The organism is Pseudomonas chlororaphis subsp. piscium (assembly GCF_003850345.1).
GTDB classification, from domain to species: domain Bacteria; phylum Pseudomonadota; class Gammaproteobacteria; order Pseudomonadales; family Pseudomonadaceae; genus Aquipseudomonas; species Aquipseudomonas piscium.
In genome coordinates, this window is sequence record NZ_CP027707.1 from 176,593 (window position 1) to 187,720 (window position 11,128).

The 11,128-nt window shown below is 65.3% G+C and carries 9 protein-coding genes; 6 read left to right on the forward strand and 3 right to left on the reverse strand.

The annotated features are described in order from the left end of the window. Nucleotide 1: 1 nt before the first annotated feature. Nucleotides 2-2,164 carry a PA5441 family protein gene (locus tag C4K38_RS00765; RefSeq protein WP_053276895.1) on the reverse strand — a complete coding sequence of 721 codons (2,163 nt, stop codon included), beginning with the start codon at nucleotides 2,162-2,164 and terminating at the stop codon, nucleotides 2-4. Between the two features lie 241 nt (nucleotides 2,165-2,405). On the opposite strand from C4K38_RS00765, the gene C4K38_RS00770 reads away from it, so the two are divergent. Genes C4K38_RS00770 through C4K38_RS00785 form a run of 4 tightly spaced genes read left to right on the forward strand, consistent with a single transcriptional unit; the run spans nucleotide 2,406 to nucleotide 7,131 of the window. Beyond that, on the forward strand, nucleotides 2,406-3,188 hold the full coding sequence (locus C4K38_RS00770; RefSeq protein WP_053276896.1) for an efflux RND transporter periplasmic adaptor subunit: 783 nt from the start codon (nucleotides 2,406-2,408) through the stop codon (nucleotides 3,186-3,188). After that, nucleotides 3,185-4,504 carry an efflux RND transporter periplasmic adaptor subunit gene (locus tag C4K38_RS00775; RefSeq protein WP_053276897.1) on the forward strand — a complete coding sequence of 440 codons (1,320 nt, stop codon included), beginning with the start codon at nucleotides 3,185-3,187 and terminating at the stop codon, nucleotides 4,502-4,504. Before C4K38_RS00770 ends, C4K38_RS00775 begins: the two co-directional genes overlap by 4 nt. Further along, a complete protein-coding gene (locus tag C4K38_RS00780; RefSeq protein ID WP_053276898.1) occupies nucleotides 4,504-6,600 on the forward strand; it encodes a site-2 protease family protein in 2,097 nt (698 codons plus the stop codon). The genes C4K38_RS00775 and C4K38_RS00780 overlap by 1 nt, the downstream gene beginning before the upstream one ends. A 27-nt stretch (nucleotides 6,601-6,627) precedes the next feature. Further along, nucleotides 6,628-7,131 (forward strand): GNAT family N-acetyltransferase, encoded by a 504-nt coding sequence (locus C4K38_RS00785; protein ID WP_053276899.1) that lies wholly within the window; start codon nucleotides 6,628-6,630, stop codon nucleotides 7,129-7,131. 60 nt (nucleotides 7,132-7,191) lie between these two features. On the opposite strand, the gene C4K38_RS00790 is transcribed toward C4K38_RS00785, so the two are convergent. Next, nucleotides 7,192-7,503, reverse strand: a complete 312-nt coding sequence (locus C4K38_RS00790; RefSeq protein ID WP_053276900.1) for a DUF6916 family protein — start codon at nucleotides 7,501-7,503, stop codon at nucleotides 7,192-7,194. Nucleotides 7,504-7,556: 53 nt separating this feature from the next. Beyond that, nucleotides 7,557-8,144: a phage tail protein gene (locus C4K38_RS00795; protein WP_025808556.1), complete on the reverse strand. Its 588-nt coding sequence runs from the start codon at nucleotides 8,142-8,144 to the stop codon at nucleotides 7,557-7,559. A 221-nt stretch (nucleotides 8,145-8,365) separates the two neighbouring features. Here C4K38_RS00795 and C4K38_RS00800 point away from each other — a divergent pair, with 221 nt between their 5' ends. Next, complete coding sequence (locus C4K38_RS00800) at nucleotides 8,366-10,009, forward strand: glycosyltransferase family 39 protein (protein ID WP_053276901.1); 1,644 nt, start codon at nucleotides 8,366-8,368, stop codon at nucleotides 10,007-10,009. Between the two features lie 229 nt (nucleotides 10,010-10,238). After that, complete coding sequence (locus tag C4K38_RS00805; protein WP_053276902.1) at nucleotides 10,239-11,084, forward strand: sulfotransferase family protein; 846 nt, start codon at nucleotides 10,239-10,241, stop codon at nucleotides 11,082-11,084. The last annotated feature ends 44 nt before the right edge of the window (nucleotides 11,085-11,128 follow it).

An 11,128-nucleotide genomic window follows, 5' to 3' on the forward strand; every position in this document is an offset into this window, starting at 1 on the left:
CTTACCAGTAGTACTGCAGCGACTTGCTCCACTGGGTGTCGGCGAAGGTGCCTTTGAGCTGGCGGAACCAGGCTTTGCGCACCGCCGGTTCGACGTCCTTGCCACCACAACGGTTGTTGCCCGACGACGCATAGCAATTGATCGCGCGGTACAGGGCGTAGGCGCGGTCGTTGCGTGGTGCCTTGGTGTTGGCGATCACCTGCTTGTAGCCCTCGAGGCGGGAGAACAGTTCACCCTTGAAGGCCGTTGGCGTGCCGCCCAGGGACGGGCTGTCGGGCTGGCGATCCAGGGGCATGCCGTCCAGGCCGTTGCGCAGGATGAACTCACCGAGGCAGTTCAGGCCTTGCGGGTTTTTTCCATCCTTCTCCAGGGCCGCCGCGGTTTGCGTGATGCTCGGGCAGGCGTAGCCGGACTCGGCCGCATCACCGCTCCACTGGAACAGGGTGAGCGACGGGCCATCGCTGTAGACGGCACCCAGGCTGTAGCCGAGTTTGTCCTCGGATACGCTAGCGGGAAGCTGCTTGAGGTCGCTGGCGAAGGCCGCGTACTGGCTGCGCATCAGGTCCTTGTAGAGCAGCACGAATTGCGCGGTGTTGCGCTCGACCGGGTCGGTGGCCTGGCCGATCTGCTGGCGTAGCAGATCGGCGCCAGCCACATGGCGCAGCAGGATAAAGCGCACCTGTGGACTTTTGATCGGCGAGTCGGCGGCGAATACCTTGGCCAGTTGCTGGTTGCGTTCGTAGTTCATCGCCAGGGCCAGCTCCAGCTGTTCCCGTTGCAAGGGTTGCTTGGCCAGGGGCAGCAGTTGCAGCCACAGGGCCTGGGCGCCAGCCCTGTCGTTCTTCGCTTCCAGGGCCAGGCCGCGCAGGGTCTGCTGGCTGAAGGCGAGGTAGTCGAGGTGGGCGGGCAGCTCGCTGGGCAGCAGTTTCAGCGCGGCGTCCGGGTTGTTGTCCACATACAGGGCAAAGGCCGCCAGCAGGTAGTCGTGCAGCGCCGGTTGCCCGGCGAATGCCGCCTTCTGTTGCTGCAAGGCCTCGCGGGTCAGCCGAGGCTCGGGCTGCTCGCGCATCCACATCAGGTCGTTGACCGCCAGCAACAGCGGGGTGCCGACCGGGTTGTGGTTGACCATCAGCAGCTTGGTGTCGACTTCTTCCACCAGATCGTTCAGCGACAGGTTGCGCTGCTCGTCCTTGGCCTGGGTCATCTGCCAGGCGTAGTCGGCGGCCAGCTTGTCCGGATTGCCGTCCAGCCAGTGCACCCGGCGCAGCAGGCCCTTGGCCGAAGCGGCGTAGGCGCCCTGTGGATAAGTTTGCAGGTAGGCGTCGAAGCCGTTTTCGGCCTGTTGCAGCAGCGACTTATCCACATGCTCGAGCGCGGGCATGCCGTATTCGTCGAAGGCGTTCTGCTGCGCATTGTTGAGGGTGCTGCGGGCGTTCATGTACAGCGCGGTTTCTTTCAGCCAGGCATTCGGGCTGTCCTTGAGGCTGGCGAACGCTGCGTCGGCCTCGCTGAAGCGCCCGCTGTAGAAGTCGCCGGCGGCTTGCAGATAAGTGGCGAAGCCTTTGCTCAGGGGTGTTTGCAGATTGGCCGGCACCAGGCTGGCCAGTTGTGGGCTTTCCCAGCTGCAGGCGGCGAGCAGCTTGACCCGGCTTTGCGCCAGCGCCTGGCGTTCGCTGGCCGGCAGGTCGGCGGCGATCAACTGGTCGATGAAGGCCTGGGCGCTGGCGTCCGAGTTGCTGCGGCAGCGGCTGCCTTCGCCGGACAGGAATGCATCGCCGGCCGCTTGCGGGGTTTCGCGCACCACCTGCAAGGCTTCCAGGCGGCCGTTGAGGTCAGTGTCGTCCGTGGCAACTATGGGCTCGGAGCTGGACGGGGGGGACAGGTGCCACACGGGAAACGGCACCGGCCCATAACCTTCGGCCAGGTCGTCGGCGCCCAGCGCTTTCGGGGTCAGGGGCAAGGCACCGCTGTCGGCCAGCAACAGGCGCAGGTTCACCCGGCTGTCGTTGCCCGGGTTGAGAAACGGCAGGCTGCTGCAGCTATCGAGGTTGTTTTTGAGCAGGGTCCAGCGCGGATAACAGGAGTCGTCGGAGCTGGCCTGGGCCTGATTGCAGAGGAGGGCGCCGAGCGCCAGCGTCAAAGACGACAAAAGACCGATACGCATGAATTGTCCTTAATCCGAAACCATGGGAGCCGAAGGCCCAAGTGTGGCGCAAATCATACAGAAGGCGCTCGCGGGCATCTAAAATACCCACGCGACCCGATACAAGCCGCGCCGGGCAAGGGATCTATGCTGTCAGGCGGGCGCTCGATGCCTTTGTCGGGATTGATAAAGATGGTGGCCATTTGCTTGACGCTTGCGCTTGCTGTCTTAGACTCCGCCCATCCGTCAGGGAGTTACGGTTATGCGGCGATTTCATGGATTGGGATTCGGATTGACCTGCCTGGTGTGCGTGGCCCAGGCGCAAACACCTGCACCAGACGATCCGCTACTGAATGACAATGCTGCCAGCGCCGCTGTAGCGAGCGGCAGCGAAGCGCGAGGGGTGCTGCGGGCCAAGGATCAGGCGGTATTGGCCGGCGAGCTGTCCGGGCGCATCGTCGAGTTGCCCTACAGCGAAGGCGAGTCCTTCAAGAAGGGCGACGTGCTGGCCCGCTTCGATTGCTCGGCCTACCAGGCCCAGCTCAATGCCGCTCAGGCCGCCAGCCGCGGCGCCAACGAAGAGCTGGCGCACAACCGCCAACTGGCCTCGCTCAACTCGGTCGGCCGCTTCGAAGTGGCGCGGGCCGCGGCCAAGGTCTCCGAGACCCAGGCGCAATCCCAGGTCTATCAGGTGCAGGTCAAGCGTTGTAGCGTGGTCGCGCCGTTCGACGGGCAGGTGGTGGAGCGCAAGGTGCAACGCTACGAAAGCGTGACGGCCGGCTCGCCCTTGCTGGAAATCGTCGACAACCGTTCCCTGGAAATCCACCTGCTGGTGCCGTCGAGCTGGATGGGCAAGCTCAAGGCCGGGCAGACCTTCAGCTTCGTCCCCGATGAAACCGGCAAGCCGCTGGCCGCCACGGTCAAGCGCCTCGGCGCGCGGATCGACGAGGGCAGCCAGACGCTGTTGCTGGTGGCGGCCGTGCCCAATGCCGAGGGCCTGTTGGCAGGCATGAGCGGCACCGCGCGGTTCGCGGAGCTCAAGTGAACGCCCCGGTAGCGGGCGCCGCCGAACAGGTCTTCGCCCGGTTCCTCGACCTGGAGCGCCAGACCCGCGCCGCGCGCACTGTCGAACAACTGGCCTACAGCCTGGTCAACGACAGCCAGGCGCTGTTCGGCTTTCGCCACGCGGCCCTGGTGATCGCCGGCAAGGTCCGCGCGGTGACCGGCGTCAGCGCGCTCGATCCGAATGCGCCCTTCGTGGCCTTCGTCGAACAGGCGGTGGCCCAGCTGTTCAAGCTCGAACTCGTGCAACAGGCACGGGTGGTCGCGGCCGAGCAACTGAGCGCCCCGGTGTGGGCCGACTGGCAGAGCCTGTCGGCGGCGCAGGTGTTCTGGTTGCCGCTGATCGATCGTCAGGGCGCGGTCTTTGGTGGCCTGTGGCTGGCCCGCGACACGCCGTGGAACCCTTCCGAACAGGTGCTGCTGGCGCAGCTGGGCGACACCTACAGCCATGCCTGGCTGGCGCTGCAACCGCGCAAGCCGTGGCGCCTGCGCTGGAATCGCCAACGCCGCCTGGCGCTGCTGGCGGTGGTGTTGCTGGGCTTGCTGATTCCGGTGCGGCAGTCGGTGCTGGCGCCGGCCGAGGTGGTGCCGTTGGGCGGGCGCGTGGTGGCGGCGCCGCTGGACGGGGTGATCGCCGAATTCCTGGTCAAGCCCAACCAGACGGTGAAAACCGGCGACCTGCTGCTGCGTTTCGAAAACACCACCCTCAACGCCCAGGCCGATGTTGCTGCCCGCGCCTTGGGCGTGGCCGAGGCGGAATTGAAGGCCAACTCCCAGCGGGCCTTTGCCGATGCCGAATCCAGTTCGAAAATCGACCTGCTGGCGGCCCGGGTCGAGCAGAAACGCGCTGAACGCGATTACGCCCGCGAATTGCTCAAGCGCAGCGAAGTACGGGCTGAACGGGATGGCATCGCCGTGTTCGCCGACGCCGAGCGCTGGACCGGAAAACCGGTGCAGACCGGCGAGCGGCTGATGGAAATCGCCGACCCGAGCCAGGCCGAGTTGCGCATCGAACTGGCGGTGGGCGACGCCATTGCCCTGGAGCCTGGCGCGCAGGTGGCGCTGTTTCTCGACAGCGACCCGTTGCAGCGCCACCTGGCCAGCCTCGAACGGGCGGCCTACGAAGCGCAGCCGACGCCGGGCGGGCAGCTGGCCTACCGCCTCGATGCGCGTTTTCGCGAGGCGCCGCCGCGGATTGGCCTGCGCGGCACGGCCAAGCTCTTTGGTGAGCGCGCGCCACTGGCGCTGTACCTGCTGCGCCGGCCCCTGGCCGGTCTGCGGCAGAGCGTGGGTCTGTAATGGACCTGCCGAGCCTGCGCGCGGACTTGCAGCTGTCGGCAGCGGCGCCGGCGCTGGACGGCTCGCCGCGCTGGACCCTGGCCGACCCGGTGCGCGGCCGTTATTTCAAGCTCGGCGCGGTGGCGATGCGTTTGCTCAGGCACTGGTCCCTGGGGGACGCCGGGCAGGTGCTGCGCGCCGCCAATCGTGAGCCGGGGCTGCCCCTGGGCGGCGCGGAACTGGATGAATTGCTGGGCTTTCTGCGCAGTCACGACCTGATCACCGCCCTCGATCCGCAACAGCGCGCCAGCTATGAGCTCAAGGCCGCCGCGCAGCACCAGAGCCTCTGGCAGGTGCTGCTGCACCAATACCTGTTCTTTCGTATCCCGCTGTGGCGCCCGGACACCTTTCTCAATCGTGCCTGGCCGTGGCTGGCGCGGTTCGGACCGGGTCTGCTGCGCTACGGCTTGCCCCTGACCCTGGGGCTGGGAGTGTTCCTGGTGTCGCGGGACTGGCAGCGCTTCCTGGCGACCTTCCCCCACCTGTTCAGCCTCGGCGGTGCCTTGGCGTTCGGCGTGGCGCTGTTTTTCGCCAAGCTGTGCCATGAATTCGGCCACGCCTTCATGGCCAAGCGCGCCGGCTGCCGGGTGCAGAGCATGGGGGTGGCGTTCATGGTGCTGTTGCCGATGTTCTACACCGACGTCAGCGATGCCTGGCGGGTCAATGACCGTCGCGCACGCTTGCTGATCGGCGCCGGCGGCGTACTGGCCGAGTTGCTGCTGGCCAGCATTGCCCTGCTGGCCTGGTCGCTGCTGCCGGACGGGCCGGCGCGCACCGCGGCCTTCATGCTGGCCAGCGCCACTTGGATCACCACCCTGGTGATCAACCTGAACCCCTTCATGCGCTTCGATGGCTATTTTCTGCTCAGCGATTTCTGGGAAGTGGATAACCTCCAGGGGCGGGCCTTTGCCTTCTGTCGCTGGCGCTTGCGCGAGGCTTTGTTCGGCTATCGGCAGCCCGCGCCGGAGCCCTGGTCGCCGGCCATGCAGCGGCGTCTGCTGTGGTGGGGTTATGGCTCGTGGTTGTGGCGCGCGGTGCTGTTTTTCGGGATTGCGCTGGCGGTGTACCACCTGTTTTTCAAGCTGCTGGGCATCTTCCTGATGCTGGTGGAGCTGGTGTGGTTCATCTTCCTGCCCATCGTGCGCGAGTGGCGCGAATGGTGGACGCGCCGCGAACAGGCCGATGCGCCGCGAGTGTTGCTCAGCAGCCTGGGGCTGGTGGCGGTGTTGCTGCTGGTGGCGGTGCCCTGGCGCAGCTCGGTGGAGGTGCCGGCGATGCTCGAAGCTGGACGCGCCAGTGCCTTGCATGCGCCGGTGGCGGCGCGGGTTCAGCAGGTCAAGGTCAGCGACGGCCAGGCAGTGAGCAAGGGCCAGGTGCTGGTGGAACTTGAGTCCCCGGACCTGGCCTCACGCCAAGCCATCGCGCGCCGGGAAATCGAGATCCAGCAATTGCAGATGCGCCGCCGCGCCGGGCGCAGCGAGACCGCGGCCGACGCCGGGATTGTCGAGCAGCAACTGGCCGAGGCCGTGGCCGAATACCGTGGCCTGTCGGCGCAACGCGAGCGCCTGTCGCTGCGGGCGCCCGAGGCCGGCCAGTTGCGCGACCTGCTGCCACAACTGCAGGTGGGCCGCTGGGTATCGCCCAAGGATCCGCTGGCCCGGGTGGTCGAACCGGGGGCGCGCTTGCGTGGTTTTCTCGCCGAGGCCGACCTGTGGCGGGTCGCGCCGGGGGCCACGGGGCGCTTTATCGCCGACGACCCGATGCACCCGGCGCTCGAGGTACAACTGACCGAAGTCGACACCAACGGCGTGGCTTATATCGACCAGGAGGCACTGACCTCCGATCACCATGGGCCGATTGCCGTGCGCCGCGATGAAAACCACCGCGCCGAACCGGTCCAGGCGCAGTACGGCGCTAGGCTCAAGGTGCTCGATGCCAGCGTCACCCCGAGCCAGCCGCTGCGCGGCGTGGTGGTGTTGCAGGGGCGTGGCGAGTCGCTGCTGGGTACGGCCTGGCGGCGCCTGGCGGCGCTGGGCGTGAGGGAAAGCGGGTTCTGAAACAAGGAATGTTCAGGGAGAACGCATATGTTGCATAAGGATTCAGCCATGTCCGATGGCTTGGTGGTACGTCCGTCGCGGCCCACCGACGGACCGTTCCTGCAAAGCCTTTACCGCTCGGCGCGCAGCGATCTGCAATGGATCGATGGCGAGCAGGAGCAGATCGAGCAGGTGATCGCCCAGCAGTTCCAGATCCAGGAGCAGGGCGCGGGGGAGAACTTCCCCGGCGCCATGCACTACGTGATCGAAAAGCTCGGCAGCGCCATCGGCGCCTTGACCACCGATTTCGGCCCCAATGAAATCCGCGTGCTGTACCTGGCGTTCATTCCGGCCGCCCGCGGTCGCGGTTACGGACGCACGGTGCTGCAGGGCGTGCAGAAAGCCGCCGAGCAGGTGCGCTGCCCGGTGGCTACTGTGGTCTGGGCCAGCAACCCCCATGCGCGCCGGCATTACCTGGCGCTGGGGTTTCAGGTCGAGGAAGCCAACCCGGCGGCCGAGCGGCTGGTGTGGTACCCCGGCCCGCGCGGATAGGCGGCGCAACCCCGCGGATTCGAGCCAGTGCCTGGGGCGATGCCGCCAGGCACGCCCGGTTCAGTTGAAGGCGATATAGAAATAACCCAGCGTCGGATCGCGGCCCAGGGCCGGCACCCGCGACACGAACATGCCTTGCAGATGACCGACGCCGGGCAGCTCCAGGTCGCACAGACCGTCGACGAACGCTGTCGGCTCCAGGCTGTTGAGCTCGACGCAGAAGGGCATGCGCGCGCTGTTCGGCATGCGGGCCTGGGGGGTGTCCTTGATGGACTCGATATGGACCGGCAAGACGCTGCCGTCCGGTAGCAACAGGTTGCAGGTTTGCCCCAGCAAAGGCTGGAAATGCTCACTTTGCAGCAGATGCAGCATGGCGCCACTCCTGGCCGGAAAAAGGGCCGGGGGAATATCCCCCGGCGCGAACTTCAATTGCGCGATGGGAACAGGCCGTTCAGGGCCACGCTGAAGTTGATCACCAGGAACGGGTTCATCACCTGCAGCGGCAGGCCGTTGCCGGCGGGCGAGATGGTGCCGGTGATCGTGGTGTTGACCCCCTGGAGCGGCACTGGCGTGGTGCCTTGCTTGTCGGAGTAGATGGTGGCGGTGCCCGGCCCGCCGCCGGAGGTGCCGATGAACGAGTTGGTGGCCGTCGGGGTACTGGCCGGATTGCTGGCGGGGTTGGCCAGCTGCAGTGTGGTGGCCGCGTTCAGGCCGGCGAGGGTATGGGTGTGGGCAGGCAGGTTGTTGAGGGTGGGGGTGACGTTTTCGGTGCCGGAAACCTCGCCGATCACCCGGGGCGTCAGGCCCAGCCCGTTGCCCTGGCCGATGGGCAGGCGCCCTTGCAGGTTCGGCAGTTGGAAGTTGGTGGTGCCATTGCCGCCGTAGTAGGTGCCCAACAGCGAAAACAGCGCCTGGTACTGTGAGATTCCCAGGGTCTGGCCGTAACACGAGGCCCAGCCGTTTGGAGGGAAGTTAAAGGAAAAAGCTTGAATGGTGCCCATGAACACTTCCATAGTTTTTTATCCTTCAGGTTAATCAGTGGAACTCCCTGAGCCGATCCCTGGTGTCTGGCCTGACAGCTTGACCGATAGGGTCAGAACGCCAAGCGGGCTCGTTGACAGCAATGGTTAGCGTAGACGCTGTTCCGCCAGTCGCCTGGGGTGATGGGGTGCCTTATGTCCGGTCGGATAAACAGCGATGCTGTGGTGGTAAAACGTGGGTGCGGGGGAAATTCATGCCGTTTCGCAGAGAGTCGCAATTGCTGGATACGGCCGAGCCGGGCATCGCCAATCGGCTAACGAGCGACGCCCAGCGCCTGATCGCGGTGCTGCGGGCGTATTGGCTGCTGCCGATCTTGCTGTTGGCGGCGGCCACCCGCTTCTACGACCTGACCGCCGCCGCCATCTGGGGCGATGAAGGCTCCAGCCTGTTGCTCAGCCGCTATGGCTTGAGCGAACTCTGGGTGCATGCCGCCCATGACGTGCATCCTCCGCTGTATTTCATGCTGCTGCGCGGCTGGATCGCGCTGTTTGGCGACGGCATCTTTGCCATTCGCAGTTTCAGCGCCTGGCCGGGGATCGTCTGTGTCGGCCTGGGGGTGTGGCTGGTGGCGCAGATCGCCAGCCGTCGCGCGGCGATCCTCGCCGGGTTCCTGCTGGCCCTGCTGCCCACCGCCGTGCGCTACAGCCAGGAAGTGCGCATGTATGCGTTGTTGGGGGTATGGCTGCTCGGCGCCACTATCGCCCTGGTGTACTGGGTCAGGCAGCCACGGCGTCAGCGCTACCTGGTGTATTACACGCTGCTGATGAGTGCGGCGTTCTACACCCACTATTTCACCGCGCTCTGCGTGCTGGTCCACTGGTCGTACCTGTTGTTGCTGCGCCTGCAAGCGACGCCCCCGAGCCGGGCGATCAACCAGTCCGGCTGGTGGCTGGCCAACCTTGCCATCGTCATGCTGTTCGCCCCCTGGCTGCCGGGGCTGGTGGACCTGCTGCAGCATATCGACCAACTGAAAGCCAGCGGCGACGTGGGCTGGGAGCCGTCGGTGGATTTTTCTTCGTTGCCCTCGATGGTCTGGCAACTGCTGACCCAGGACGATGGCGAAACCCGCTCCCCGCTGCTGTTCGCGGGCCTGCCGCTGCTGGTGCTGAGCGTTGTTGCCGTGCTCGCCTGGCGCGACCGCTCGCCCTGGCGCTGGCACTGGTTGCTGGTGATCTACACCCTGCTGCCGCTGTTGCTGGTGTTTGCGGTGTCCTTCGTTTCGCCGGTGTTCATCGAGCGCTACCTGACGGCCTATGCCCTGGGCCTGCCGCTGATTTTCGCGATTGCCATCGACCGGCTGCTGGCGCAGACCCGTGTGCTGGCGCTGGCGATCCTGTTGTTGTTCGGCGGGGCGGAGGTGGTCGGCCTGAACAACAACGCCACGGTGGACGTGAACGATCAGATCAGCGTGCTGGTGGACTACGTGAACCAGCGCTACCTGGCCGGCGACCGGATCGTCACCAGCGATCTGCTGTGGTACCTGAGTTACGTCTACTACAACCGCACCGATGCCCAGCCGCTGCTCTACACCCCGCCTACACCCGCCGGGGTCTCGACCCGACCCAATGCCTATGGCTTCGGCACCCTGATCGATCAGCAGGCCGACAGGATTTACCTCGACCGGCTGTCGGCGTTGCCGATGGGCAGTGGCCGTGTCTGGCTGATCGGCACGGCCGACCAACCCGATGAATTCGCCCCGCTGCCGGCGCACTGGCGAAAAACCGGCGAATTCACTGCCGGCGGGGTCACGGCCCGGTTGCTGCTGATGTGCGGTATGGCGCAGGGCCAGGCGTCGGTGAAAGCGCTGTGTAGCCAGCCAGGGAAACCTGCTGGATAGACGCCTTGGGCGGGTTTTCGCAAAAAAATCGGTTTGTGAACAGGCCGGTGACGAAAGGCAGAATTCAGGGTGATCAGAGGCTTAATCGATTCACTTTCAGTCCCAGAGCGGTTGCTGTTTTTTTGAGCACATATTTTTTGTGGTTTTGCTCCGAATTGATATCAAAACACCACTGTTGGTTTTCTGACCTTGCACTACGCTTTGTTCCATAAATGGACTTATAGCTAGGGTGAAGGGATTGCCGCAGTTCCACTTTATCTCCGGTTTACCGCGCTCAGGGTCGACCCTGCTGTCTGCCATTCTGCTGCAGAACCCGCGCTTCCATGCCGGCATGACCAGCCCGGTGGGTGCGCTGTTCAGCGGCATCCTCGAGCAATGCAGCGCCGGCAGCGAATTCGGCGCGGTCATCGACCTCGACATGCGCCGTCGCTTGCTGCGCGGGCTGTTCGACTCCTACTACGCCGACAAGGCCGACAAACCGGTGATCTTCGACACCAACCGCCAGTGGTGCGCGCGCCTGCCGGCCTTGAAGGACCTGTTTCCCAAGGCCAAGACCATCGCCTGCGTGCGCAATGTCGCCTGGGTCATGGACAGCCTGGAACGGCTGTACCGGGCCAACCCCTTCGAAAACACCAAGCTGTTCGGCGATGCGGTCGAGCGCAATTCGGTCTACAGCCGCTGCGAAACCCTGGCCCAGCACAACCGCCTGGTGGGGTATGCCTGGACGGCCTTGAAAGAGGCCTACTACGGCGAAAACGCCGATTCGATGCTGATCGTCGACTACGACCTGCTGAGCCAGGCGCCGGATCGGGTGATGCGGCTGATCTATGACTTTATCGGCGAACCCTGGTTCGAACACGATTTCAACAGCCTGGCCTATGACGCGCCCGAGTTCGACCAGGCGCTGGGGGTCGCGGGCCTGCACAAGGTCAAGGCGCGGGTGGCGCTGCAGTCGCGGCGCACCATCCTGCCGCCGGACCTGTTCGAGAAGTATGCGGAGCTGTCCTTCTGGAAAGACGGGGCATCCAGCGCCGCCAATGTCATTCGTATGAAATCCGACGCCGCGGTCCGTTGACCGCGGTTTTCATTTGCACCTTTCAGTACGTTCGAGTCCGGGTG